We start from the raw sequence: 24,409 nt of genomic DNA on the forward strand, positions 1-24,409 counted from the left end.
GTCACTACGGTGACGAAGTGGTTGATGCCCTGCTTCCAGGAAAAGCCTCTAAGCTTCAGGTATGCGTTAACCGTACTCCAAACGGACACACGTGGGCTGGATGAGAATTCCAAGGCGCTTGAGAGAACTCGGATGAAGGAACTAGGCAAAATGGTACCGTAACTTCGGGAGAAGGTACGCCACCGCGAGGTGGCCGCAGAGACCAGGCCGCTGCGACTGTTTATCAAAAACACAGCACTCTGCAAACACGAAAGTGGACGTATAGGGTGTGACGCCTGCCCGGTGCCGGAAGGTTAATTGATGGGGTTAGCTGCGAGGCGAAGCTCTTGATCGAAGCCCCGGTAAACGGCGGCCGTAACTATAACGGTCCTAAGGTAGCGAAATTCCTTGTCGGGTAAGTTCCGACCTGCACGAATGGCGTAACGATGGCGGCACTGTCTCCATCCGAGACTCAGTGAAATTGAAATCGCTGTGAAGATGCAGTGTACCCGCGGCTAGACGGAAAGACCCCGTGAACCTTTACTGCAGCTTTGCACTGAACATTGAACTTGCTTGTGTAGGATAGGTGGGAGGCTATGAACCAGGGACGCCAGTCCTTGTGGAGCCATCCTTGAAATACCACCCTGGCAATTTTGATGTTCTAACCTCGGCATAACAGTGCCAGGGACAGTGCATGGTGGGCAGTTTGACTGGGGCGGTCTCCTCCCAAAGAGTAACGGAGGAGCGCGAAGGTGTGCTAATCACGGTCGGAAATCGTGAGGATAGTGTAAAGGCATAAGCACGCTTGACTGCGAGACGGACAAGTCGAGCAGGTAGGAAACTAGGTCTTAGTGATCCGGTGGCTCTGAATGGAAGGGCCATCGCTCAACGGATAAAAGGTACTCCGGGGATAACAGGCTGATTCCTCCCAAGAGTCCATATCGACGGGGGAGTTTGGCACCTCGATGTCGGCTCATCACATCCTGGGGCTGAAGCAGGTCCCAAGGGTATGGCTGTTCGCCATTTAAAGTGGTACGCGAGCTGGGTTCAGAACGTCGTGAGACAGTTCGGTCCCTATCTGCCGTGGGCGTTGGAGATTTGAGGGAAGCTGTCCTTAGTACGAGAGGACCGGGATGGACGAACCTCTGGTGTTCCTGTTGTCACGCCAGTGGCATTGCAGGGTAGCTATGTTCGGACGGGATAACCGCTGAAAGCATCTAAGCGGGAAGCCCCTCCCAAGATGAGATCTCCCTGGGCACATGATGCCCCTGAAGGGTTGTTGTAGACTACGACGTTGATAGGCTGGGTGTGGAAGTGCAGCAATGTATGGAGCTAACCAGTACTAATTGCCCGTGAGGCTTGATCCTATAACCCGGAGCGGTCTGCTTTGGGGTCTGTAGTAGAGTCAGTAACAAAGCCGTAGCCAGCAGAAGTTGGCAACGTAAGACACTTGCTTGAATGCTTTTCCGAATTGGGTGGTGGAGGCCACAGTGGGGGTAAATGCCTTTACACTAACAAAGCTCCACCGATACCCAGCCAGTTTGCCTGGTGTCCATAGAGCACTGGAACCACCTGATCCCATCCCGAACTCAGAAGTGAAACGGTGCATCGCCGATGGTAGTGTGGGGCCTCCCCATGTGAGAGTAGGTCAACGCCAGGCGCCCAAACCAAGCCCCGCTTGCAGCGACAATTGCAGGCGGGGCTTTTTTTTTGCTTGTGTCATCCAAATCATATTCTCTTGTTGATATTTCCCAGCATTCTTGCCCGTCAGTGGTTTTTCGGGATGCTTTTTACCACATCTTGCCTCTGACCTGATGAAGAAAGCCGCATCCCGTCTCGATTAACGGGTTATGCACTTATGATACGAATTCGCCTGTAGAAATTATTCTGGTATATCCTCAACTAAATTCCTATATCGCCGCCAACCGATCCAGCGCCCGGTAACTCAACGCCTCGGTCAGGTGCGCGGTGCGGATTTCCCCGCTTTCTGCCAGATCGGCAATGGTGCGCGCCACTTTGAGGATGCGGTGGTAGGCTCGCGCTGACAGTTTGAAACGCTCCATTGCATTATTCAGCAACGCCTGATCCTTGTCGGTCAGCAGGCAATGTTTGTCGATGTCGCGCCCGTTGAGGGCATTGTTGATCTTGCCCTGACGCTGCTGCTGGCGGTAACGGGCAGCTTCCACCCGCTGGCGCACTTCCGCGCTGCTTTCACCGCCTTTGAGCGATTGCAGGTCTTCGTGCCTGACCCTCGGCACTTCGATTTGCAGGTCAATGCGGTCGAGAAACGGGGCGGAAATGCGGCTGCGGTGCTTGCGCTGGCGTTCCGGTGTACATTCGCAGTTGTCGCGCAAATCACAGGCGCGGCCTTGTGGGCACGGGTTCATGGCGGCCACCAACTGGAAGTTGGCGGGGTAGGTTGCCTGCCGCGCGGCGCGGGAGAGGGTGATGCGCCCGGTTTCCAGTGGCTCGCGCAATACGTCGAGCACGCTCCTGTCAAATTCTGTCAATTCGTCAAGAAACAACACGCCGTGATGTGCGAGGGAAATTTCCCCCGGCCTGACTTGTGAACCGCCGCCCACTAGCGCCACGCCGGACGAGGTATGGTGCGGCTCGCGCACTGGCCGTTGCCCCCAGCGGCTGGCGTCGAAACCGTGATGGCTGATGGAGGCAATCGCGGCGGATTCCAACGCTTCTTCTTCGGAAAGCGGTGGCAGGATGGTGGCGAGGCGGTTGGCCAGCATGGTCTTACCAGTACCAGGTGGCCCGACCATCAACAGGTTGTGACCCCCTGCTGCCGCAATTTCCAGCGCGCGCCGCGCCATGAATTGCCCCTTCACATCACTGAGGTCGAAAGGGTAGGTAGTTTCCGCTGTTTCGATTTCCTGTTCCCAGCGCACCAGCGGCTCGTCGCCGTGCAAATGATCTACCACTTCGCTAATGGTACTGGCGGGGTAAACTTTCAGCCCTTGGATCAGGCTGGCTTCGGCGGCATTTTCCTGTGGCACGATCAGGGCGCGCCCGGCTTGCAGGGCGGCGAAAGCGGTGGGCAGCACGCCACGCACCGGGCGCAGTTGCCCGCCGAGTGACAGCTCTCCGATGAATTCGTATTCCTGCAAACGTTCGGTGGGAAGCTGGTTACTCGCCGCCAGCATCCCGATGGCAATCGGCAGGTCGAAACGTCCGCCATCCTTGGGAATGTCCGCTGGGGCGAGGTTAACCGTGATCCGCCGTACCGGAAAGCTGAAACCGGAATTGGTCAGGGCGGCGCGTACCCGGTCGCGGCTTTCTTTCACCGCCGTTTCCGGCAGGCCGACGATGGAAAAACTGGGCAGGCCATTGGCCAAGTGCACTTCAACGCTTACCAGTGGTGCATCCAGCCCGCTGTTGGTGCGGCTAAAAACGATTGCAAGGCTCATGATTATTTTCGTTGACGATTGCTGAATGAATGCGCCTGATTGTGCAGTTTTAACCCCTCTGGCTCAAAAAAAGTCGACAAAAGGTGACAGGCTAATTTGGTATGCAACTTGCTTATTCATTGGTGTAAGCAATTGCCAAGCCGGAGGAAAAGACCGAGTGGCAATTTTTTCGCACCGATTGTGAAATGGATCACGGATTTTCCGGTCAAAACCGAATATAACGTGGTAAATATACAATACGAGAGTAAGGGGACAACCGAATGAACAGTAATAATCCTGCCGATGGCCAGCGCCGCCAAATGTCCAGTGCGGCGCAGTATCCACAGGCCAGCCACATTTGCACGCGCCATGGCAGCAGCATCGCTGAAGGGCAACGCCGGGTGTACGCGCGCAATACTTTCCTGACCCGTGATCCACAGGAAAAAGTGCTGCAATATTACAGTGAGCAGTTCGGCCAGCCGCAGCAGCAGGCAGGCGCGGTGTGCTGGCAGCAGGAAACCCACAGCGGCAAACAGCATTTCCTGCTGGAGCTGACGGTGGAAACGCCGCAGGCAGGCCAGGATCAAACCGTGATCAAATCCTATTTGGTGGTGACGTCGGATATTCAGGCGGGCTAAATCAGGCAGCTGAAAACACTGGCTGCCAGACGCGAGTGGGAGGTCTGGCAACCAGAAAACGGGTTCGGTGCTTACAGGTTGTCAGGTTTGGCTTTGGCAAAAATTGCGCCCGCCCCGGTCGTTGTCAGGCTATCCAGCGCGTGACTGATATCAGCTTGTACTGTCTTGATGTCCGGCTTGTCGGTTTTCAGGGATTGGCGCGCACCGTCTATCTGGGCTGATACATACAGCACCGGCATGTAGACGGTGGTATCGGTAATCGCCTTGGCGGTTTCATCCAGCTTGTTAAGGGCTGCCTGCTTGTCACCGGTGCGGGCTTTGGCTTCCACTTCTTTCAGTTTGTCGCTGCTGCTTTTTGCCAGTTGTGGCGCATACAATGCCATTTGTTCCAGGCTTTTGTAGATGGGAACCAGGTCGCCCACCATGATGGCGCTATCGGAAGCCAGCAGATCACCCTTGGTATCCTTGATCTGATCCACCACCACGGTGAACGGCATCATTTCGCGGAGACCGGCGGCCAGTGCCTTGGCGGCATCCAGAGCTTTTTTGGCCTCCTTCACCTTCCCATTGGCCAGCGCTTGTTGGGCAGCTTGCAGGTGCTGAACCAGCAACTGGCCGGAGTAGTAGGCGATATGCCCCATGAACGGGTTTTCCCAACCGGGGAAATTGATGTGTTCAGCGGTTTCGGTGGCCGTTGCCGCTTGTTCCGCAGCGGCGTAGGGGGAATAGGTTACGCCCAGTAATACTGCCAGGCTGACGGCGAGCAGTTTGTTGGCCAAGGGTTGGGGTGTATTACTGTTCATGGATTGTTCTCCGGATAAGTTACGTCTTGTAGAAGACCCTGCTGCAATAGCTATGCCATAGTCTTATCTTTATGATATAAAAAAGATTTTTTTCATGGATCGGTAGTTTTGAGGAGTATTCCCCAATGTCTGGCGAAGAACGGGTTAAAAATGGGTGATTTTCCCCATTTACCCTGTTGTTTTTCATGCTTAAACCATTATTTCGAGTAAAAATGGTAGGTTAATGCTGTGGCATCAATCCTGTGAACGCTACCAACTATGGTGATTTACCTCAAAGACATTACCCAAAAACAGGGCGAATCAGAATGTCCCATTTTGGTAAAGCAGCATTTCTTTCCAGCCTCGCCTCAACAGCCTCCATAGCTTTTTTGCTGAGGGTCACACCCTTCTCATAAACCTTGCGACTGAATTCGACCATGGGGTTGATGCCTTTCCAGGTCATGGTTTTTGCCCATTCCAGCAGGGTTTCGGCATCCTTGAGCTGGGTGCCGTTCCAGTGTTGTTCCAGAATCCCCCAGCAGCGTTCAATCGGGTTGTACTTGCTGTGGTAAGGCGGGTAGTACAGCAGGTGGACTGTCTTACCGGTATGGTTGGCGAATTCCACCATGCGCTTGAGGAATTGCGTCCTGATCCCGCTGCTTTCCGGGCCATTGTCCGCTTTGATCTGGATGCACTGGCAGGCGTCCTTGTCAGCAGAAGGCATCTGTTCCCATACCCGGCACAGGGAATCCACGATGAAGTCACTGGTTTTGCTGGAACTGCCGAAGGTCAGGTAAACCTGCCCACTGTCCTCATCCAGTACGCCAAAAGGGATGTATTTCTCTTTGCAGCCCATCTCATGGTCAGCGGCTTTATTGTCACCCCGTGTTTTCCCGCCCCGTGAGTAGTCACCGATGTTGACGGTCGCCTTGCAGTCCATGCTCAGGCGTTTGACCGCCCATCGGCAAACTGCCCATCGTTGGCCTGGATATTGGCGAAGATGGCGTCGGTTTCTGGAATTTTTTTTGCGGCTTGGCTTTCTCCACCTTGCGCAGGCGGTAGCCATTCCGGTTGAGTATCCGCGCCATGGTGCTGGGGGCGGGCACTTGTCCACCGCTGAAACCCATGGCCTGTAACTGCCGGATGGCTTCCGCCGCCGTCAGGCGGGTGTAGGCGATGCTGCTGCGGAATGTCGGGTCTTGCTGGCTATGTGCTTCCGCCAGCGCCAGCAAGGCGGCTGCCGCTTCCGGCTGGGTTTCCTCCCAGCGCTTCTGGCCACAATACGCCGCCTGCGCACCCACGCAAACCATGCCGCTGCGCTGTTCCTCCAAACCCAACTGCACCCCCTCCCGACCCCAGCCAAAACACCTTTCAGTCTGGCGGGCGTTGCCTGCACAATATTTCCGGCTCATGTCCGCCTGGAACGCACGGCGGGTGCTGCCAGACATTTTCGAGGCCGCCAGTTTCAGGTCGGCTATCTGGGATTCACTCAGGATCGGGTTAGCTGTTTGGGGTTCGGGGGGCATGGGGATAGGGACTCCGCTTGTCGATAAGACAAGTGTAGCCATTGCGGGGGAATCTTTCAGGGAAATCCCCTATGCCGTCAGATTCCGCTTCGTGGCCTTTTACCTAGGGCTGATTAAACTCCCAAAAAAATTCAGGCCACTTTGGTTTTACCGTGGGGATGCGTTACTTTTTCTGGACAGCACCACCGACCCGATTAATGGCAATAGAATAATTTTACTAGGCGAGGATGTTTCCATGGAGGAACTGGAAAAACTCCAGCAAGGCAGCGAAAAATGAAATGCAAATCACCCCAAGCAACCCTGCAAGTCAGTTTAATGACATTGCTGGGGGCAATTGGTGTTAATTTTCCGGTTTTTGCCGACTGTGACCTGAAAACCGAGGTGAATGATGCCAACCCACAGGATGTTAAACGTTTCTTTGCCAATAAAAGCAAGAAAGTGGTGACGTTTGTTGGTTACTCCGGCGCTGAATATGAAGACAAGCGTTCTATGCTCAAGGAAGCTGAATCTGTTCTCGACAAACTGGATGCATCCGCCACCATCGTCAATATCGGCGCAACGCCTGAGGGTATAGGCGCAATCTACCTGTTGGCCAAGGATAAAGGCTTTACCACGACGGGTATCGTTTCGACCCAGGCAAAAGCATACGATGCAGCGCTATCAGATTGCGTTGATTACGTTTTTTATGTGGATGACCCAAGTTGGGGTGGTTATGTGGAGGAGGGCAAAAACTTGTCGCCCACTTCCTCAGCCATAGTCGAAAGCAGTGACCTCATGGTTGGCATCGGCGGCGGTGAAGTCGCCCGCGACGAACTCACTGCCGCGCAAAAACTGGGTAAACAGGTTCAATTCATCCCAGCCGACATGAATCACCAGAAGGCCCAGGAAAAAGCCCGCAAGAAAGGCTTGCCAGAGCCGACGGATTTTAAGGGTGCCGCCGATGAGGTTTTTTGATGCAGGCCGCCCCCTGCTTTCTTGAAAGCAGGGAAAGCGGGTTCAGATTGCTTGCTCCGCCAGCTGTTCCTCAATCGGTGGCAACGGTAAATCAGCAATCGCCAATTCAAATGCTTTCAAGCGCTTATAAATCGACATCAGCTCCACGATAGTCGTCCACGAATTCACCAGATACTGGAACGAGCTTTCCACCCGCCCGAAGGCACGGATAATCTGCTGCATGACACCCAAGGTAAAACCACCGGCCACGATAGTCGGCGCAAGCGCAACATAAGGCACCAGCACGCCTGCCTGTAGATAGGCATAACGCACCACATTGAAGTACAGATAGTTGAAATACAAGCGGAAATAGTTGACGCGAACGTCGTTGAACAAATCCTTGACCACCGGCGGTGAAGCGCGGTCATGGTAATCCTCGCCATACACCAGCTCCTTGCGGTAGGCGGCTTCCACCCGCTGGTTACGGAATTCCAGACCCGGCAGGCGGATACCCGCCAACGCCAGCAGCGAAGTGCCAAACACCGACCAGATCAGGGCGACAAACACCAGCGCTTGTGAAACTTCGCCAATGACGGGCAATTCCTTCACATGCACCGACAGCCCCCACAAGATAGGCAGGAACGCAATCAGGGTCATCACCGAATCAATCAGGCTCACGCCCAACCCTTCCATGATGCTAGAAAAACGCATGGCGTCTTCCTGCACCCGCTGTGATGCGCCTTCGATATGCCTCACCCGGCTCCACATCGACATGTAGTAATCGTTGATGGCAGTACGCCAGCGGAACACCCAATGGCTGACGAAAAAGCGGGTGAACACTGAAACGGTTACCGCCACCATCGCAATCTTGCCGAACGTCAGCAGTTGCAGGTAATAATCTTCGGCGGTAATGCTGTGTGGCTTTTCCAGCGCCTTCTGGATCGAGTCGTAGAAGGTGCCAAACCAGTCGTTGATCAGCACATCCAGATGCACCTGAAACCAGGTAATGAACACGATAATGGCCGAACCAATAATCGACCAGCGTCCCCAACGGTGTGGGGAGAGATACATCCACGCGCCCACGAACAGGGTGTAACAGCCCAGCATGTACTGGTAAAACCAGAAATCCCCACCGTCACTGCCGAACAAGGTTTCCAGACTCAGCCAGCTGTGCAAGCTTTCACCTGCAACGAACCAGGTCACCACACAGAATAGCGCCCAGGCTGCAAACGTCAGCGCAAACAGTTTTGGGCGTGGGAAAAAGGATTCAAACATCGGTAGCCCCTTTATAAATTTTTAGTGGGGCATCATAACAGGCATCATCAGGTAATTCAGGTTATAAAGCACCAAGCTGATGACGGTTTGTCAGTCGCTGTCTGGAGGGTTTAGAAACCTGTTGGTGGAACCGGCATGGGCTTACCCCACACTGATGGACGTTGAAAATCCCCCGCCTTTGGCAGGCGGGGTAAAATACAGGAGCGAGGATGAAGGTTTTCAGGATGCCGGTTCCACAACCACGCCTTCGGTAAACGCTGTCAGGCTCTTCAGGGAGTTGTCGATGGCGGTTTTCGCGGTGGCTACATCGCGGTGCTGTTCACTCAGGGCATTCTGCGCGGCTTCCAGTTGGCCGTGGACGTAGCCGACCGGCAGGAAGATGGCGGTGGCGGAAATGTCGTCCATCACCTCTTTCAGCTTGGTGGTGGCTTCAGCGTTCTGCCCCTTGCGGGCCATGGTTTCGGCTTCCTTGACCTTGCCGCGCGCTTTTTGCGCTACTTGCGGGGCGTAGACTTCCATGTCATCCAGCTCGGCGTAGATGGGTAAAAGGTCGTCATAGAAGCGGCCATTTTCCTGCATCGCCAGTTTGCCCTTGGCATTGAAGACATCCTCCTGAACATCGGTGTAGGGCATGGATTGCATGACCGAATCATTCAGGCGATTGGCGGCTTCGACCTCGCCCAATGCCTTGCCGCTGTCGCCTTTTTGAATGGCTTCGTGGGCGGCGGTCAGATGGTGGACGATTTCGTTGCCGGAATGGGCTGCGATCCTTTGCATGTTGGGGCTGTCCCAGCCGGGTGTGGTGACAGCTTCAACGACGGAATTGGGTGGCTGGGCGGCTTCTGCGGAAGTAACAGCCATGGCAGTGGTGGAAGCCAGCAGGATAATACTCAGAATAACGGCAGCTGGCTTGCGGGTGAATGTGGTATTCATCGGATAGTCTCCTTTTCAGTTTTTTATCAGTTGACAGCGGGTTGCGCTGTTTCCGCCTGTTGTGGAGCATAATCTATGCCATGCAAATAAGTATTTGTTTATGTTTGAAATTATATTGATTCTGGGGACATGTAAAACAACCGTGGGTAATTTTGCACGGTATTACTGAAGGTATGCGGAATAGTCACCAATCCGTTTGTCATGCACCTTGCCACTACGGGTTTTACCCAGATACTTGATGTCACGGCCATCCAGCCCGACGATCAGGTCGTTCTTCAGCCCACCATGGCGGGCTATCTGCCCGCCACTTTCATACAGCTTGTCGCTCCTAATCCCTTCATACAATAATGAGGTTGTACCTCGATTTTGCATGAATAGGTATTACGGGATTTCGCCCGTTCCGATCTAAGAGGATTTCTGGCGCAGTTCGCAGACGGGGCAGTGCTTGACGAGATTCGGCGCGTGCCCGAGTTGTTGTCCTGGATACAGGTTGAAGTCGATGAAAAGAAACAGATGGGGCATTTCGTACTCACCGGCAGCCATCAGTTCGAGTTGTCGCGGGAAATTTCCCAGTCACTGGCCGGGCGCACCGCTTTATTGAAGTTGCTGGAAGTACATCGTGTTTCGCCTGCTGCCGTGGTTCGCCAATGTCGGCAAGCGCCTGATCAAAGTGACGCCATGCGTCCGGCGCAGAAAGTGGCGGGGTTCTTGGGCGAGCGCGTGCAACAACTGGCGCTGGTTTATGGAGGCGATGTACCGCAAAAGCGTTCCGAATTTACCGTGTTGCCGTATTTTGCCGTGGGGTCTGGGTGTAGGTGAGTGTGTATCCACCGTTCACAGCGCCGCCTTATAATTATGCTAGAGTTGAGCCGGAAACAACCAACCTGAACCGGGGAATCCGTGGACAAGCAACGCCTGTCTGAAACCGACATCATCAGTAAATACATTCTGCCAGCGGTAAGAAACGCAGGTTGGGATGACATGCTACAAATCCGTCAGGAAGTGAAGCTGCGTGACGGCAAGGTAATCGTGCGCGGCCAGCTTGGCGCAAGACGCACGGTCAAATCCGCCGACATCGTGCTCTACCACAAACCCAACCTGCCGCTGGCGGTGATCGAAGCCAAGGCCAACCGGCACGAAACCGGCAAGGGGATGCAACAGGCGCTGGGTTACGCCCACCTGCTGGATGCGCCCTTCGCATTCGCCAGCAACGGCGACGGTTTCATTTTCCACGACAAAACCAACCCGGTGCAGCTTGAAAGCGAGCTGGCGCTGGCCGATTTCCCCACCCCGCAACAGCTCTGGCAGAAATTCTGCGCCTGGAAAGGTTATACCGATGCGCAATTGCCGGTGATCACGCAGGATTATCACGACGATGGTTCCGGCAAGTCGCCGCGCTATTACCAGCTACAGGCGATCAACAAAACCATCGAAGCGATTGCTCGCGACCAGCAACGCATCCTGCTGGTGATGGCGACCGGCACTGGCAAGACCTACACCGCGTTCCAGATCATCTGGCGGTTGTGGAAGGCGAAACGGAAAAAACGCATCCTGTTTCTGGCTGACCGCAATGTGCTGGTGGATCAGACCAAGCGCAACGACTTCCAGCCTTTCGGGCAGGCCATGACCAAGGTGGAAAAGCGCACCGTCGACCCGGCTTACGAAATCCATCTGGCGTTAGGGGATTTCCCTGAAAGATTCCCCCGCAATGGCTACACTTGTCTTATCGACAAGCGGAGTCCCTATCCCCATGCCCCCCGAACCCCAAACAGCTAACCCGATCCTGAGTGAATCCCAGATAGCCGACCTGAAACTGGCGGCCTCGAAAATGTCTGGCAGCACCCGCCGTGCGTTCCAGGCGGACATGAGCCGGAAATATTGTGCAGGCAACGCCCGCCAGACTGAAAGGTGTTTTGGCTGGGGTCGGGAGGGGGTGCAGTTGGGTTTGGAGGAACAGCGCAGCGGCATGGTTTGCGTGGGTGCGCAGGCGGCGTATTGTGGCCAGAAGCGCTGGGAGGAAACCCAGCCGGAAGCGGCAGCCGCCTTGCTGGCGCTGGCGGAAGCACATAGCCAGCAAGACCCGACATTCCGCAGCAGCATCGCCTACACCCGCCTGACGGCGGCGGAAGCCATCCGGCAGTTACAGGCCATGGGTTTCAGCGGTGGACAAGTGCCCGCCCCCAGCACCATGGCGCGGATACTCAACCGGAATGGCTACCGCCTGCGCAAGGTGGAGAAAGCCAAGCCGCAAAAAAAATTCCAGAAACCGACGCCATCTTCGCCAATATCCAGGCCAACGATGGGCAGTTTGCCGATGGGGCGGTCAAACGCCTGAGCATGGACTGCAAGGCGACCGTCAACATCGGTGACTACTCACGGGGCGGGAAAACACGGGGTGACAATAAAGCCGCTGACCATGAGATGGGCTGCAAAGAGAAATACATCCCTTTTGGCGTACTGGATGAGGACAGTGGGCAGGTTTACCTGACCTTCGGCAGTTCCAGCAAAACCAGTGACTTCATCGTGGATTCCCTGTGCCGGGTATGGGAACAGATGCCTTCTGCTGACAAGGACGCCTGCCAGTGCATCCAGATCAAAGCGGACAATGGCCCGGAAAGCAGCGGGATCAGGACGCAATTCCTCAAGCGCATGGTGGAATTCGCCAACCATACCGGTAAGACAGTCCACCTGCTGTACTACCCGCCTTACCACAGCAAGTACAACCCGATTGAACGCTGCTGGGGGATTCTGGAACAACACTGGAACGGCACCCAGCTCAAGGATGCCGAAACCCTGCTGGAATGGGCAAAAACCATGACCTGGAAAGGCATCAACCCCATGGTCGAATTCAGTCGCAAGGTTTATGAGAAGGGTGTGACCCTCAGCAAAAAAGCTATGGAGGCTGTTGAGGCGAGGCTGGAAAGAAATGCTGCTTTACCAAAATGGGACATTCTGATTCGCCCTGTTTTTGGGTAATGTCTTTGAGGTAAATCACCTTATATCAGGCGCTGACCGGGCCGGAAGAGTGGCAGAAAGCCTACCAACAGGTTTCGCCCGATTTTTTCGACCTGATCGTAATCGACGAATGCCACCGTGGCAGCGCGGCGGAAGACAGCGCCTGGCGTGAAATTCTGGAATATTTCAGCAGTGCTACCCAGATCGGCCTGACCGCCACGCCCAAGGAAACTGACACCATTTCCAACATCGACTATTTCGGCGAACCGATCTACACCTATTCGCTGAAAGAAGGGATCGAGGACGGTTTTCTGGCTCCCTACAAGGTGGTGCGGGTGGATATGGATGTCGATTTGCAGGGTTGGCGACCCGAGAAGGGTCAGCACGACAAACACGGTGAGCTGATCGAAGACCGCATCTACAACCAGAAAGATTTCGACCGCTCACTGGTGATCGACGAACGCACCTGGCTGGTGGCGCAAACCCTGAGCGAATACCTGAAACGCACTGACCCGATGGCCAAAACCATCGTGTTCTGCAACGACATCGACCATGCCGAGCGGATGCGCCGCGCCCTGGTCAACCTCAACCCCGAACAGGTCGCCAAAGACCAACGCTACGTGATGAAAATTACCGGCGATGATGAAATCGGCAAGGCGCAACTGGACAATTTCATCAATCCGAAAAAGCCCTATCCGGTGATTGCCACCACCTCGGAACTGATGACCACCGGCGTGGACGCCAAAACCTGCAAGCTGGTGGTGCTGGATCAGCACATCCAGTCCATGACCAAATTCAAGCAAATCATCGGGCGCGGTACACGCATTGACGAAAAGCGCGGCAAGTTGTGGTTTACCATCCTCGATTTCAAGAAAGCCACCGAGCTGTTTGCCGATGAACGCTTTGACGGCATCCCCGAGAAAGTGCTGGTGACAACGCCGCAGCAGATTGAGCAAGACCCTGATGTGTTCGCCGACCCACCGGAAACAGACGATGGCATTCGAGAAAATGACGACGCTGGTTTTACCGGAACAGGCGATCCACCAGCCGCTTACGGCAATCCGGGCGGAGCAATCCCGTGGGATGAGCGCGACTCAAAAGTACGCAAATTCCACGTTGCAGGTGTGACGGTGAAAAAGATTGCCGAGCGCGTGCAGTATAGTCTTTTCATTTTAGTCGGCTACACTTTGTCTGTTGAATGCGTAATCAATCGCGTCGTCCAGGGTGCTACCTTTTCCCATGGCCAGACGCGCATAATGTTTCAAGGTTGCCCAGCATTGCTCGATGGGGTTGAGATCAGGCGAATAAGCGGGTAACTGAATGATACGAATCTGGTATTTCATGGCAATCGCCTCCAGGTCACCGCCTAAATGGAAGCTCGCATTGTCCCAGACAAGCACATAAGGTTTGGGCTTTTCCTGACCTTGCTGCAACGATTTTCCCAAGGCTTCCAACCATTGTTCAACAATCATCCGGTTAATGTTGCCGGTCACTACCCACGGCATTTGCCAGCTTTGATCAGAGGCGCGGATAGCGCTGATCCAGTTGCGTTTATGTCCCCGGCCTCCAGGGCGGGGGATGTCACAAGGCTCCCCTTTTTTTGCCCAGCCCCACTCATAGCGTTCGGTACTGTAGAATCCTGCCTCGTCCGCAAACAGGATATGATCCTGACCGTATTTTTTCTCCAGATGCCCAAGTAGCCACAGGAAAACCCAGCGGTCTAGCGGTTTGGCTTGCTGGTAGAAAGAACGTTTTTTTTATGGCTCCAACCGATCCGTTGCAGCCATTTATGCAGGCCACGATAAGAAATGGCCTTGCCATAATGCGCTTCAAAGCGTGGCAGCAAATCCTCGATGCGTTCAAACGGGGTTTCGCTCTCCACCCATTGCCGAAAAGCTTCAACGTCTTTCACCTTATGGCTGTGCCCAGGGCGGGGATGTGTCCGGGGTTGGAGGCTGCCGGTTTCTTCCCTCAGGGCCAACCATTTGTCCAGGGTGCTGCGGGCTATGGAAAACGTCCCACAAACGTGGGATTTATGTTTGCTCTTGTCATAGGCAGCAACAACACGTTCACGGAGATCCTTAGAGTAGTAAGTCGGCATGATGAAGGATGGGGAAGTTGATCATCCGTCCTATTGTAGCTGACTAAAATGAAAAGACTATATTACGACAGCGACGGCAAGCTGGTGACGGGATCGTTCAAGGATTACACCCGCAAGACGTTGCAAGGGCAATTCGCCTCGCTGGATGCTTTCATCAAACGCTGGAAGGCCGCCGACCGCAAACAGGCCGTGCTGGATGAACTGGCCGACGCCGGAATCCTCTGGGAGGCGTTGGCGGAAGATGTCGGGCGCGACCTCGACCCCTTCGACCTGATCTGCCATGTGGTGTTTGACCAGCCACCCCTGACCCGGCGGGAACGCGCCGAAAACGTCAAAAAGCGCAATTACTTCACCCGCTATTCCGAACCGGCGCAGGCGGTGTTGAATGCCTTGCTGGACAAGTATGCGGATGTGGGCGTGGTCGAAATCGAGAACATCCAGACGCTGAAAGCGCCGCCGTTTACGGGAATGGGTGCACCGATGGAGATTGTGAAGGGGGCGTTTGGCAGTAAGGCGGCGTATGAGCAGGCAGTTTCAGAACTGGAGGCGATGCTTTATGCTTGAAGACCCTCACCCCCCAGCCCCCTCTCCCGCTGAGCGGGCGAGGGGGAGCAAGAGAAGATTGATAGAGTTTTTATGAATCCCAGGGAAAAGGCGCGGTGTTTACGCCAGCAATCAACGGCAGAGGAGGCTTTGCTTTGGGAAGCGTTGCGTAACCGTCGATTGGCAGGCTACAAGTTCCGTCGGCAGTATGCGATAGATCAATATATCGTTGATTTTATTTGTGTCTCTGAGCGGCTTGTTATCGAGCTGGATGGCACGCACCATGCTGATGCGGAACAGATTGCTTACGATGAGGTGCGCAGCCAGTTTATGCAAGCCGCTGGATACCGTATTCTGCGCTTCTGGAATCATCATGTTGAACAAGATATGACTGATGTGCTGAACACTATAAAGCGTGCTATTGGCCGGGAATAAGACCCTCACCCCAACCCCTCCCGCTGAGCGGATGAGGGACTAAGAAAAGATCGTGACACCTCTTGCTCCCCCTCGCCCGCTCAGCGGGAGAGGGGGCTGGGGGGGTGAGGGTCTTCAAATTGAACAAAGGAACCCCATGTCGTCCATTTCCACCGTCATCAAATCCATCCAGGACATCATGCGCAAGGACGCGGGCGTGGATGGCGACGCCCAGCGCCTCGGCCAGTTGTCGTGGCTGCTGTTCCTGAAGATTTTCGATGCGCAGGAAGAAGCGCTGGAATTCGAGCAGGGTGAGGCTTACCGCGAACCGATTCCCGATGCCTATTTGTGGCGCTTCTGGGCGGCTGATCCGCAGGGGATGACCGGCGAGGAGCTGCTGTCGTTCATCAATGACGAGCTGTTTCCCGACCTGAAGAACCTGACCGCGCCGATCACCACCAATCCGCGTGGGTTTGTGGTGAAAGAGGCGTTCAGCGACGCTTTCAACTACATGAAAAACGGTACGCTGTTGCGGCAGGTGATCAACAAGCTCAACGAGATTGATTTCACCCGCTCGGAAGAACGGCACCTGTTTGGCGACATTTACGAACAGATTCTGCGCGACCTGCAAAGCGCGGGCAATGCGGGTGAATTCTACACGCCGCGTGCGGTCACGCAGTTCATGGTTAACCGGGTGAATCCGCGTCTGGGGGAAAGCGTTCTTGACCCGGCCTGTGGTACGGGCGGGTTTCTGGCCAATGCGGTCGATCATCTGCGTGCGCAGGTGAAAACTTCCACCGATCACGCCACGTTGCAGCAACAGATTCACGGGGTGGAAAAGAAGCAGTTGCCGCACCTGCTGTGCACCACCAACATGCTGCTGCACGGCATCGAAGTGCCGGTGCAGATCCGTCACGACAACACCCTCAACCGTCCGTTGGCGGACTGGGACGAAGACGAACAGAGGGATGTGATCATCACCAATCCGCCGTTTGGCGGCACTGAAGAGGATGGCATCGAGAAGAATTTCCCGGCAGATACGCAAACCCGTGAAACCGCTGACCTGTTCCTGCAACTGATCATCGAAGTGCTGAAAGAGAACGGGCGTGCGGCAGTGGTGCTGCCGGATGGCACGCTGTTCGGCGAGGGCGTGAAAACCAAGATCAAGAAGCTGCTGCTGGAAAGCTGCAACCTGCACACCATCGTGCGGCTGCCGAATGGCGTGTTCAACCCCTACACCGGCATCAAGACCAACCTGCTATTTTTCACCAAGGGGCAACCGACGCGCGAGGTATGGTTTTATGAGCATCCGTACCCGCCGGGGGTGAAGAATTACAGCAAGACCCGCCCGATGAAGTTCGACGAATTCCAGGCCGAAATCGACTGGTGGGGCGAAGAGGCGGATGGCTTCAGTGCGCGGGTCGAGACGGAACAGGCGTGGAAGGTCGGGATTGATGCAATCATTGCCCGCAACTACAACCTTGACCTCAGGAATCCGCACGTTGTCGAGCAGGAAAGCCACGACCCCGACGAACTGCTGGCGAATTACGCGCGGCAGCAGGCCGAGATTCAGGGCTTGCGGGATCAGTTGAGGGCGATATTGGCGGGTGCACTCAACCGGGCTTGATCACTGGAATTCGGCAAGTTGTAGCTGACTCAGATACACTACCGAAGATACAAATTCATGGAGCAATGCTTATGAACGTACTGCAACAACAAATTCTTGAAGATTTGGAGACACTGCCGGAGGCGCTTCAGGCAGAGATACTGGATTTTGTGCAGTTCCTGAAAGCAAAGATGGCTCGTAATGCCCAGCAATCCCCTGTACCCAACGGTGATGCTATCGCACGCTTGTGTGAACAGATAGCAGCCCGGAATACCATGCCCAGTATTCCAGATCCATCCGCATGGCAGCGGGAAATCCGCAAAGATCGACCTTTGCCTGGAAGGGATGACTGATGTTCCTGCTGGACAGCAATATTTTTATTTACGCGATTAACCCGAATTACGCTGAGTTGCACACATGGTTTGCGGGGAAAAAGCTTGCCGGGTCTGAAGTCAGTCTGGTTGAGACTTTGGGTTATCATCGCTTAAACGATGTTGAAAAGCAGGGTCTGGAAGGCCTCTTTGCCTTGACCGAGATTTTGCCTGTTTCACGCTCCATCATTGATCAAGCAGTCGCCTTAAGACAACAGCGCAAAATGTCCTTGGGCGATGCATTGATTGCCGCTACTGCGGTTATTCACGGATTGCCTTTGGTCACAAGAAATACGGGTGATTTTGACTGGATTGAGGGGTTGGTACTGCACAATCCACTAAAACAATAAGAAGGAAGCTTTGTGCCGCAAGCATTGCTCGACCACCTCGACATCGTAAGCGTTCACGCCCTCTGATAGGCATTGCAGCGATTTTATAGTAAATTCACCCCATCCCAATAACGAGCCATTATCCCCTTGCCAGCCCTAGCCCACCCACTGCCGACCACCCTTGATGAAGCACATCAGCTGATCGTGCGCCAACAGGAACGGATAGCCGGGTTGGAGAAGCAAGCGGCACGGGTAGTGGTGTTGGAACAGCAAGTCGAAACGCTGCAAAAACAGCTCGAAGAACTGGTGGCCAAACTGGGCAGCAGTTCCCGCAACAGCTCCAAACCGCCGTCCTCAGACAGCCCGGAACAACGGGCAGCCCGTCCAAAACGCAAGGGGAGTGGCCGCCCGCATGGCGGGCAACCCGGCCATCCACGCCACGAACGGGCGTTATATCCCCCCGAACAAGTGACCCGCACTGAACAGTATTTCCCGGAAAGCACCTGCGCCTGTGGTGGGGCAGTGGCGGTTGACTGGGAAAACCCTTACCGCCATCAGGTCACGGACATCGCCCCTCCGCCGCCACCCGAGGTGACGGAGCACCAGTTTTACCACGGTGTCTGCCAATCCTGCGGCAACCAACACCACAGCCAGTGGCCGGACTGGGTCCCCAGCGGGCAAATGGGTGCGGGTGTGATTGCCTGGATTGTGGTGCTGGCCGGACAGTTTCGCCTGTCGATGCGCCAAACCCAGCTCCTGTTGTGGGAAGTCTGGCAGGTGCGCTTCAGCACCGGGGCGATCAGCAAAGCGCAAGGCAAATCCATCCCGTGGATGGGGCCGCTGTACCGTCAGGTCGGTGAGCATGTGCGTGGGCAGGCGGTCTGCCATGCCGATGAAACCCGCCATTACCGTGGCACGAACACCTACTGGTTATGGGCATTGGCGGACAACACCGTCACGTACTTCATGACCCATTACTCACGCGGCAAGGCTGCCGCCGATGCCTTGTTGGGCAGTTTTACCGGTTATCTGGTGACAGACCACTTCAGCGGTTACGGCAATGTCCCGCCCGAACGGCGGCAACTGTGCTGGGCACACCTGATCCGGCACTTCCGCAAGATGGCCGGGCGTTGTGGCGGAGGGGGAATGGTTGGCAAACGCCTGCTGCTGATTGCCTGCGCCACCGTCCGCACCCATCACCGCTGGCAACAGCACCCCGAAGGGGCGGCACGCTACCGGCGGCGGATACTGCGCCTGCGCCGCAGCTTCCAGGCCACCCTCAGCCTGGGCGAAGCATTGGATAACTGCAAACGCACCCGCAACCAATGCAAACATCTCCGTAAAGATGAGGCCATGTGCTGGACTTTCCTCAAGGATACACGCATTCCCCTCACCAATAACCGCGCTGAACGGGTGATCCGCCCCTACGTGCAATGGCGTAAGACCAGTTTTGCCAGCCAGTCGGCACAAGGGGACAGGTTCCGGCCAACCGTGCTGACCGTGTTGGGGACTGCCCGGCAATTGGGGATGGATATGGCAACCCTGATGCGCTATGTGTGCTCCCAAGGCTTGGCTCATAAGCCGGTCGCCGTGCGCTTCCCCTTGGGGCAGGTCTGTACCCGCAAACCGCTACAAATGGCGTGAACGCTTACCTCGACATCTGGGCATCCGCCATTGAAACCCGCTCCACTGCCGGACGCGGCAGCAGCAACAAGCTCAACCTCTACGGCATCAAAAAACTGCGCGAACTGATCCTCGAACTCGCCGTGCGCGGGCAGCTTGTGCCGCAAGACCCGACGGACGAACCCGCCAGCGTGCTGCTGGAAAAAATCGCCACCGAAAAAGCCCGCCTGATCAAGGCTGGCAAGCTCAAGAAGCAGGCGGCATTGCCACCGATTGCCGATGACGAAAAGCCGTTTGAATTGCCGGAGGGGTGGGAGTGGGTCACGTTATCTCAGCTTGGTGTTTTTTCAGGAGGAAAGACACCGAGCAAAATGAAGTCAGAATATTGGGATGGCAACATACCGTGGATTACTCCAAAGGACATGAAGCTTGCTACGATTTATGATTCAGAAGATCACGTAACACTTTTGGCAATAGATGATGGCCTGTCTGTGGTTGAGCCTGATTCACTGCTTTTTGTTGTAAGAAGTGGAATATTACGGCGAACCTTTCCTGTAGCCATTACAAAAGTAGAATCGACTGTTAATCAAGATTTGAAGGTTTTGAATCTGTTTGATAAATCTATTGTTAGCTATCTGTTGCTGATGATGCAGGGATTTGAGCAATATATTCTGCAAAATCTCAGCAAGACAGGTACAACCGTAGAAAGCATCAAATTCGATGAGTTTTCAACACATTATTTTATTTTGCCACCTGAAGCTGAACAACACCGCATTGTCGCCAAAGTCAATGAACTGATGTTCCTCTGCGATGCGCTCGAACAGGCGCAGGAATCCAGCATCAACGATCACCAGCGGCTGGTTGAAAATCTGCTGGCTGAGTTGACGAAGACACCCTCACCCCAACCCCTCTCCCGCCAAGCGGGCGAGGGGCTAAGAAAAGAAGAGGCGGACACCTCTTGCTCCCCCTCGCCCGCTCAGCGGGAGAGGGGGCTGGGGGGTGAGGGTCTTCCGTGGCAACGCATCGCCGCCCATTTCGATACCCTCTTCACCACAGAACACAGCATTGACCAGCTCAAGCAAACCATCCTGCAACTGGCCGTCATGGGCAAGCTGGTTCCGCAAGACCCGACGGACGAACCCGCCAGCGTGCTGCTGGCAAAAATCGCCGCCGAAAAAGCGCGACTGGTGAAAGCAGGCAAGCTCAAGAAGGAAAAACCGCTGCCGCCGATTGCAGAGGATGAAAAGCCGTTTGAATTGCCGCCGGGGTGGGAGTGGTGTCGATTTGGCTCTCTTTTTATTTCGTTCTCGAATGGATTGTATAAACCGGCGAAGTTTTATACTGACCAAGGTGTTCCATCTCTTCGAATGTATAACATACAAAATGGAAAAATAGATTTTCATGATATTCGTCGTGTTGAATTGTCAAATGATGAAGTAGCTCAATTCAAGTTAGAGGAAGGAGATTTGCTCATTAATCGGGTAAATAGTAAGGAACTTGTGGGTAAGACAGCCATTATTCCCAACTATTGTGAGCCGTTGGTTTTCGAGAGTATGAATATGAGAGCCAAGCCCGTAACAGGGTTATCCTGTTCAAGCTATCTCAATCTGCTTATGCAGTCTTCGGTGGCAAGAGAAACAATATCTGTCTTTGCTAAAGAGGCGATTGGGCAGGCATCAATAAACCAAAGCCAAGTTTCCTCTCTGCAAATTCCTGTTCCTCCCTTGGCCGAGCAGCAGCGGATTGTGGCGAAGGTCGATGAGCTGATGACGTTATGCGACCAGCTCAAGGCACGGATCGGTGATGCGCAGACAACGCAGTTGCATCTGGCGGATGCGCTGGCTGAGATAACAGTGTAGAAATTATATGTTTGAAACCATCTTGGCTTACATCAGTAACATAGAGTCAGTTCTTGCGCTGGGTGGACGTATTTTGGGGCTTAAAAAGCTTCTTCATACCAAAGTATCAGAAACAAAAATTGATTCAGTGGAAAACCGTTTTCTTATACTGTTTGAAAAACATGGAGTCAATCGCAACCAAATTCCGCGCTTTTTTGGTCACGGTTTAATGCTTGATGATGTATCGTCACCTGAGAAACTATTGCCCAAATTGACCCATGAAATGTTGCAGGATGCCAGCGATTTATTTGCGATACGCTTGGAATGGCTAGAGTGTACAGACGACATAATCTACCCGATTTACCAGCACCATTTTTATCAAGCTCCAGAGAGGTTTCAGCGATTCCTTTTAGAGCTGAAATTACATGGCGATCAACATCACTTGTCGGCTCATTTTGTTGTATCTAATAACCCAAAACTGACGGATTACAATGCTTTCTTTTACATTCAAGAATTAATCGGGGAGCTTGGTGACAAGCAGATCGTGCGCTATCACTTGTGCAGTCACCAATGGACGCACCAGTATTGGAAGGCAAGAGCTGACTTGGCAGCTTGTGTCGCAATAGCATGTGCAACATTAGGCGATGCCTGGGGCTTCCAGACAAAAGATGACATCAGTGCCTTTGATCGTGGGGAGAGGTTTTTATCAGAACTTGATAACCTTCAGGATCAGAAAAAAACCAGTAAAAATCCGCAAAGAAAAGGTAATTTGTGGCGACCTGAAGATTGGGTTGCTGATCCGGCTAGTTTTCTTGATGGGGTTGATGAAGGTAAGCGTGGGAAAGTGTTTGGACTATCCCGTTGGTTGGAGCATTACAATCAGGGGTTAATGAATACCCGATTTCCAATGTATGCAAATGCTGCTGAGGCTTTTGAAGCGGAGCTTGAGAAGCATACGAATTAATGCGCCAAAAAACATTGAAGCCGCCCCGAGGGACGGCTTCGTTACTCTTTCTACACCTGGCAGATGAGCTGTTACTAATTATGGCTGCAAATCCCGGAAAAGCAATATATTGTTGATGGGATGTGGCTTTACGTCATGAACGAGGAGGGTTTCATGCCCATTGAAGTCGGTATCTGGAAAATTCAGGGACAACCGCAAAAGCTGAGCTTTTCCGCGCTGGAGTCCGAGAAAAAGCTGGAAGACGTGCTGGAAAGCAACCTTGCCATTCTCTCGCCTGACTGGCTGTATCTGGGACGGCAGATACCAACGGCACACGGCAAATACATCGACATCCTGGCGATGGATGGGGATGGCAACCTGTGCGTGATTGAGCTGAAACGCCACAAAACACCCCGCGAGGCTGTGGCGCAGTTGCTGGATTATGCTTCATGGGTGCAAGGGCTAAGTTACGATCAGGTCACTGGCATTTATGCAGACAACCACCCCAGCAAGGAATTTGAGCAGGGTTTTGTCGAGTTCTTCAATAGCCCAGGCCCGCCTGAACAGGTCAACCGGCGGCATCAGCTGGTTCTGGTGGCTGCCGAGCTGGATAGCGCCAGTGAACGGATTATCAACTACCTGTCAGACAACTACGGCGTACCCATCAACGCGCTATTTTTCCGCTATTTCCGGGATGGTGAGAATGAATACCTGACACGCACCTGGCTGCTTGATCCGCAAAATGCAGAGGTGCAAAGCGAGAAGGTTGCCTCTCCCTCAAAACAGGATGGCGTCTGGAATGGGCTGGATTATTACGTTGCTTATGGCGATAACGGCGATGGTAATCTGGTGTGGGAAGATGCGCGTCAGCATGGTTTTGTGACGGCCAACGGCGGGCGCTGGTATACCCGCACGCTGGAGCAGCTCAAATCGGGCGACAGGGTGTTTGCCTGCATACCCGGACGCGGCTACGTGGGGGTAGGCGAAGTGCTGGATACGGTCAAACCCATTACGGAATTTATGTTGGAAATCAACGGTGCTCCTACCCCGGTCTGTGAGGCAGGCTTGCGTGGTCACTACATGTGCAAGCAAGCAGATGATCCGGAAACACGGGCAGGCTTTGTCAGGGTGAAGTGGTACAAGACAGTTCCCCAGGAGCAGGCATTCTGGCAAAAGGGCATGTACGCCAACCAGAATACCGTCACCAAGTTGCGCAACAGGTTTACGCTGGAGCAACTGGAGCGGTTTTTTCAGTTACAGCAGGATTGATTGTATTTGATGTAAGCGGTGCTTGTTTGTCACCATTCTCCGCGTCGATGGTAAATTTATTGCTCATATCTTCCAATGACTGAATCAAATATCCTTGGTTATGGCGGATAGGTTACTCACAACGCCGCCTTATTCTTATCCACAACCCGTGCGTAAACCTTCTCCATCACCTCAAGAAAGGAATTATCCCGCTGCCAGAACAGCGGATAATCCCCACCCTTCTTGAGCAGCACAGCCGGAGTCGCAGCCTGCCCGGAAAAATGCTCGACCAGCGGCAAGGCAGCCTGCCCCTGCCAAAAGGCTTTCAGGTCGGTGGCGACCAACGGTTTCACCTCCGGTTCCGGGTAACGATGGTAGAGGTATTCCACCGCCTGCTCGCCCTCGCCCCACTGATCCAGCAAGGCTTTCCCCAGCGGCGATTCCGCCAGCTTTTCCTGGAGCCGGGCAGCATCCATGCCGCGCAACTGGAACAGCAGAAACGGGTCGCGATCCAGCAGCGACGCCACCTTGTAATAAACGCCCGCGACATGCTTGCACGGGGAGGCGTAATCCGGGCAGGAACACTGGCTAATCAGGTCGCCCCGCTTTTGCGGCAGCAAGTGCAGCTTCTGCGCCGCGAACACGTTTTCAATCGTGGTCGGCATCTCGTGCATGAGCAACTGCGACAGGCAGGCGGCGTTGTGGCTGATGCCTTCGATCAGCTTGTCCCACTCCTGCGTGGAAAAGGGTTTCAGCTTGACTTCAACCTGGTAACGCGGTTCCTTGTAAACCCCGAAATAGGGGTTGACATTGCCGCGCACCGTGGCCGTAACCACCGCCCCACGGACGGCAAATTCCAGCAGCCGGTTCGGCCCGGCATACGCCCTGCCGCGCCCCAGCCGCCCGCTATCCATGCTGATTTCCAGCACATTCAGGAACTTTTCTCCCCACCAGGTGCGTGTCAGTTTTGCCAT

At 54.3% G+C, this 24,409-nt stretch carries 24 protein-coding genes, 2 rRNA genes and 2 pseudogenes (1 of these 28 running past the window's edge); 18 read left to right on the forward strand and 10 right to left on the reverse strand.

Annotated features, from left to right (window positions below; all coding sequences use genetic code 11):
- Window positions 1–1,346 (forward strand): 23S ribosomal RNA (locus THINI_RS14410); it begins 1,486 nt to the left of the window's first position.
- 177 nt (window positions 1,347–1,523) lie between these two features.
- Window positions 1,524–1,639: ribosomal RNA gene (rrf, locus tag THINI_RS14415) — 5S ribosomal RNA — on the forward strand.
- A 250-nt stretch (window positions 1,640–1,889) separates the two neighbouring features.
- Here the strand turns inward: rrf and THINI_RS14420 are convergent.
- A complete protein-coding gene (locus tag THINI_RS14420) occupies window positions 1,890–3,398 on the reverse strand; it encodes a YifB family Mg chelatase-like AAA ATPase (RefSeq protein ID WP_002709299.1) in 1,509 nt (502 codons plus the stop codon).
- 260 nt (window positions 3,399–3,658) lie between these two features.
- On the opposite strand from THINI_RS14420, the gene THINI_RS14425 reads away from it, so the two are divergent.
- Window positions 3,659–4,015 carry a hypothetical protein gene (locus tag THINI_RS14425; RefSeq protein WP_002709300.1) on the forward strand — a complete coding sequence of 119 codons (357 nt, stop codon included), beginning with the start codon at window positions 3,659–3,661 and terminating at the stop codon, window positions 4,013–4,015.
- A gap of 71 nt (window positions 4,016–4,086) precedes the next feature.
- On the opposite strand, the gene THINI_RS14430 is transcribed toward THINI_RS14425, so the two are convergent.
- The 3 genes from THINI_RS14430 to THINI_RS27030 all read right to left on the reverse strand — a co-directional run bounded on the left by THINI_RS14430 (window position 4,087) and on the right by THINI_RS27030 (window position 6,323).
- Entirely contained in the window at window positions 4,087–4,818 is a 732-nt protein-coding gene (locus THINI_RS14430) for a YfdX family protein (protein ID WP_002709301.1), read from the reverse strand.
- 280 nt (window positions 4,819–5,098) lie between these two features.
- On the reverse strand, window positions 5,099–5,737 hold the full coding sequence (locus THINI_RS27025; RefSeq protein ID WP_281054675.1) for an ISAzo13-like element transposase-related protein: 639 nt from the start codon (window positions 5,735–5,737) through the stop codon (window positions 5,099–5,101).
- Entirely contained in the window at window positions 5,706–6,323 is a 618-nt protein-coding gene (locus THINI_RS27030; protein ID WP_281054676.1) for an ISAzo13-like element transposase-related protein, read from the reverse strand. The genes THINI_RS27025 and THINI_RS27030 overlap by 32 nt, the downstream gene beginning before the upstream one ends.
- Between THINI_RS27030 and THINI_RS14445 the strand changes: the two genes are divergently transcribed.
- Together THINI_RS14445 and THINI_RS14450 are read left to right on the forward strand one after the other, a co-directional pair.
- Window positions 6,322–6,600, forward strand: coding sequence for a hypothetical protein (locus THINI_RS14445; RefSeq protein ID WP_040839474.1), 279 nt, complete (start codon window positions 6,322–6,324; stop codon window positions 6,598–6,600). The two genes, THINI_RS27030 and THINI_RS14445, sit on opposite strands and share 2 nt — an antisense overlap.
- On the forward strand, window positions 6,597–7,277 hold the full coding sequence (locus THINI_RS14450; RefSeq protein ID WP_002709303.1) for a hypothetical protein: 681 nt from the start codon (window positions 6,597–6,599) through the stop codon (window positions 7,275–7,277). The genes THINI_RS14445 and THINI_RS14450 overlap by 4 nt, the downstream gene beginning before the upstream one ends.
- A 42-nt stretch (window positions 7,278–7,319) precedes the next feature.
- Here the strand turns inward: THINI_RS14450 and sbmA are convergent, their stop codons facing one another.
- From sbmA to THINI_RS14465, 3 genes are all read right to left on the reverse strand, one after another.
- Window positions 7,320–8,531 carry a peptide antibiotic transporter SbmA gene (gene sbmA / locus THINI_RS14455; protein ID WP_002709304.1) on the reverse strand — a complete coding sequence of 404 codons (1,212 nt, stop codon included), beginning with the start codon at window positions 8,529–8,531 and terminating at the stop codon, window positions 7,320–7,322.
- Between the two features lie 219 nt (window positions 8,532–8,750).
- On the reverse strand, window positions 8,751–9,464 hold the full coding sequence (locus THINI_RS14460; RefSeq protein ID WP_002709305.1) for a YfdX family protein: 714 nt from the start codon (window positions 9,462–9,464) through the stop codon (window positions 8,751–8,753).
- A gap of 162 nt (window positions 9,465–9,626) precedes the next feature.
- A complete protein-coding gene (locus tag THINI_RS14465; RefSeq protein WP_002709306.1) occupies window positions 9,627–9,809 on the reverse strand; it encodes a hypothetical protein in 183 nt (60 codons plus the stop codon).
- Window positions 9,810–9,881: 72 nt separating this feature from the next.
- Between THINI_RS14465 and THINI_RS14470 the strand changes: the two genes are divergently transcribed.
- The 4 genes and pseudogenes from THINI_RS14470 to hsdR all read left to right on the forward strand — a co-directional run bounded on the left by THINI_RS14470 (window position 9,882) and on the right by hsdR (window position 13,735).
- Window positions 9,882–10,283 carry an AAA family ATPase gene (locus tag THINI_RS14470; protein ID WP_081485849.1) on the forward strand — a complete coding sequence of 134 codons (402 nt, stop codon included), beginning with the start codon at window positions 9,882–9,884 and terminating at the stop codon, window positions 10,281–10,283.
- 81 nt (window positions 10,284–10,364) lie between these two features.
- Window positions 10,365–11,240, forward strand: coding sequence for a DEAD/DEAH box helicase family protein (locus THINI_RS14475; RefSeq protein WP_040839476.1), 876 nt, complete (start codon window positions 10,365–10,367; stop codon window positions 11,238–11,240).
- 190 nt (window positions 11,241–11,430) lie between these two features.
- A pseudogene (locus THINI_RS24415) lies at window positions 11,431–12,440 on the forward strand (ISAzo13 family transposase).
- A 32-nt stretch (window positions 12,441–12,472) separates the two neighbouring features.
- Window positions 12,473–13,735: an EcoAI/FtnUII family type I restriction enzme subunit R gene (hsdR, locus tag THINI_RS26670; RefSeq protein ID WP_245536696.1), complete on the forward strand. Its 1,263-nt coding sequence runs from the start codon at window positions 12,473–12,475 to the stop codon at window positions 13,733–13,735.
- Here hsdR and THINI_RS26675 read toward each other — a convergent pair.
- Together THINI_RS26675 and THINI_RS26680 are read right to left on the reverse strand one after the other, a co-directional pair.
- Window positions 13,670–14,125: pseudogene (locus THINI_RS26675) on the reverse strand (IS630 family transposase); the annotation flags it as partial. The gene hsdR and the pseudogene THINI_RS26675 overlap by 66 nt on opposite strands.
- Before the next feature lie 14 nt (window positions 14,126–14,139).
- On the reverse strand, window positions 14,140–14,520 hold the full coding sequence (locus THINI_RS26680) for a helix-turn-helix domain-containing protein (protein ID WP_040838909.1): 381 nt from the start codon (window positions 14,518–14,520) through the stop codon (window positions 14,140–14,142).
- A 48-nt stretch (window positions 14,521–14,568) separates the two neighbouring features.
- Between THINI_RS26680 and THINI_RS14505 the strand changes: the two genes are divergently transcribed.
- From THINI_RS14505 to THINI_RS14545, 9 genes are all read left to right on the forward strand, one after another.
- Window positions 14,569–15,084 (forward strand): type I restriction-modification enzyme R subunit C-terminal domain-containing protein, encoded by a 516-nt coding sequence (locus THINI_RS14505; protein WP_040839478.1) that lies wholly within the window; start codon window positions 14,569–14,571, stop codon window positions 15,082–15,084.
- A gap of 72 nt (window positions 15,085–15,156) precedes the next feature.
- Window positions 15,157–15,498, forward strand: a complete 342-nt coding sequence (locus THINI_RS14510) for an endonuclease domain-containing protein (RefSeq protein ID WP_002709307.1) — start codon at window positions 15,157–15,159, stop codon at window positions 15,496–15,498.
- Window positions 15,499–15,634: 136 nt separating this feature from the next.
- Window positions 15,635–17,104, forward strand: a complete 1,470-nt coding sequence (locus THINI_RS14515; RefSeq protein WP_002709308.1) for an N-6 DNA methylase — start codon at window positions 15,635–15,637, stop codon at window positions 17,102–17,104.
- A 71-nt stretch (window positions 17,105–17,175) separates the two neighbouring features.
- Entirely contained in the window at window positions 17,176–17,436 is a 261-nt protein-coding gene (locus tag THINI_RS14520) for a DUF2281 domain-containing protein (protein WP_002709309.1), read from the forward strand.
- Window positions 17,436–17,804, forward strand: a complete 369-nt coding sequence (locus tag THINI_RS14525) for a type II toxin-antitoxin system VapC family toxin (RefSeq protein WP_002709310.1) — start codon at window positions 17,436–17,438, stop codon at window positions 17,802–17,804. The genes THINI_RS14520 and THINI_RS14525 overlap by 1 nt, the downstream gene beginning before the upstream one ends.
- A gap of 126 nt (window positions 17,805–17,930) precedes the next feature.
- Window positions 17,931–19,427: an IS66 family transposase gene (tnpC, locus tag THINI_RS14530; protein ID WP_002707503.1), complete on the forward strand. Its 1,497-nt coding sequence runs from the start codon at window positions 17,931–17,933 to the stop codon at window positions 19,425–19,427.
- Window positions 19,424–21,265 carry a restriction endonuclease subunit S gene (locus tag THINI_RS14535; RefSeq protein WP_002709311.1) on the forward strand — a complete coding sequence of 614 codons (1,842 nt, stop codon included), beginning with the start codon at window positions 19,424–19,426 and terminating at the stop codon, window positions 21,263–21,265. Before tnpC ends, THINI_RS14535 begins: the two co-directional genes overlap by 4 nt.
- A gap of 7 nt (window positions 21,266–21,272) precedes the next feature.
- The gene (locus THINI_RS14540; protein WP_002709312.1) at window positions 21,273–22,208 is read left to right on the forward strand and encodes a hypothetical protein; all 936 of its coding nucleotides are present in this window, start codon (window positions 21,273–21,275) and stop codon (window positions 22,206–22,208) included.
- A 153-nt stretch (window positions 22,209–22,361) separates the two neighbouring features.
- Complete coding sequence (locus THINI_RS14545) at window positions 22,362–23,456, forward strand: endonuclease NucS domain-containing protein (protein WP_002709313.1); 1,095 nt, start codon at window positions 22,362–22,364, stop codon at window positions 23,454–23,456.
- Window positions 23,457–23,572: 116 nt separating this feature from the next.
- On the opposite strand, the gene THINI_RS14550 is transcribed toward THINI_RS14545, so the two are convergent.
- Window positions 23,573–24,409, reverse strand: a complete 837-nt coding sequence (locus tag THINI_RS14550) for an SWIM zinc finger family protein (RefSeq protein WP_002709314.1) — start codon at window positions 24,407–24,409, stop codon at window positions 23,573–23,575.

The organism is Thiothrix nivea DSM 5205 (assembly GCF_000260135.1).
GTDB classification, from domain to species: domain Bacteria; phylum Pseudomonadota; class Gammaproteobacteria; order Thiotrichales; family Thiotrichaceae; genus Thiothrix; species Thiothrix nivea.

Bases quoted from the DNA above. Each gene is read 5' to 3' on its own strand.
- THINI_RS14420 (WP_002709299.1), bottom strand. From the start codon at position 3,398: ATGAGCCTTGCAATCGTTTTTAGCCGCACCAACAGCGGGCTGGATGCA.
- THINI_RS14425 (WP_002709300.1), top strand. From the start codon at position 3,659: ATGAACAGTAATAATCCTGCCGATGGCCAGCGCCGCCAAATGTCCAGT.
- THINI_RS14430 (WP_002709301.1), bottom strand. From the start codon at position 4,818: ATGAACAGTAATACACCCCAACCCTTGGCCAACAAACTGCTCGCCGTC.
- THINI_RS27025 (WP_281054675.1), bottom strand. From the start codon at position 5,737: ATGGACTGCAAGGCGACCGTCAACATCGGTGACTACTCACGGGGCGGG.
- THINI_RS14445 (WP_040839474.1), top strand. From the start codon at position 6,322: ATGGGGATAGGGACTCCGCTTGTCGATAAGACAAGTGTAGCCATTGCG.
- THINI_RS27030 (WP_281054676.1), bottom strand. From the start codon at position 6,323: ATGCCCCCCGAACCCCAAACAGCTAACCCGATCCTGAGTGAATCCCAG.
- THINI_RS14450 (WP_002709303.1), top strand. From the start codon at position 6,597: ATGAAATGCAAATCACCCCAAGCAACCCTGCAAGTCAGTTTAATGACA.
- sbmA (WP_002709304.1), bottom strand. From the start codon at position 8,531: ATGTTTGAATCCTTTTTCCCACGCCCAAAACTGTTTGCGCTGACGTTT.
- THINI_RS14460 (WP_002709305.1), bottom strand. From the start codon at position 9,464: ATGAATACCACATTCACCCGCAAGCCAGCTGCCGTTATTCTGAGTATT.
- THINI_RS26680 (WP_040838909.1), bottom strand. From the start codon at position 14,520: ATGCCGACTTACTACTCTAAGGATCTCCGTGAACGTGTTGTTGCTGCC.
- THINI_RS14505 (WP_040839478.1), top strand. From the start codon at position 14,569: ATGAAAAGACTATATTACGACAGCGACGGCAAGCTGGTGACGGGATCG.
- THINI_RS14510 (WP_002709307.1), top strand. From the start codon at position 15,157: ATGAATCCCAGGGAAAAGGCGCGGTGTTTACGCCAGCAATCAACGGCA.
- THINI_RS14515 (WP_002709308.1), top strand. From the start codon at position 15,635: ATGTCGTCCATTTCCACCGTCATCAAATCCATCCAGGACATCATGCGC.
- THINI_RS14520 (WP_002709309.1), top strand. From the start codon at position 17,176: ATGAACGTACTGCAACAACAAATTCTTGAAGATTTGGAGACACTGCCG.
- THINI_RS14525 (WP_002709310.1), top strand. From the start codon at position 17,436: ATGTTCCTGCTGGACAGCAATATTTTTATTTACGCGATTAACCCGAAT.
- THINI_RS14540 (WP_002709312.1), top strand. From the start codon at position 21,273: ATGTTTGAAACCATCTTGGCTTACATCAGTAACATAGAGTCAGTTCTT.
- THINI_RS14545 (WP_002709313.1), top strand. From the start codon at position 22,362: ATGCCCATTGAAGTCGGTATCTGGAAAATTCAGGGACAACCGCAAAAG.
- THINI_RS14550 (WP_002709314.1), bottom strand. From the start codon at position 24,409: ATGGCAAAACTGACACGCACCTGGTGGGGAGAAAAGTTCCTGAATGTG.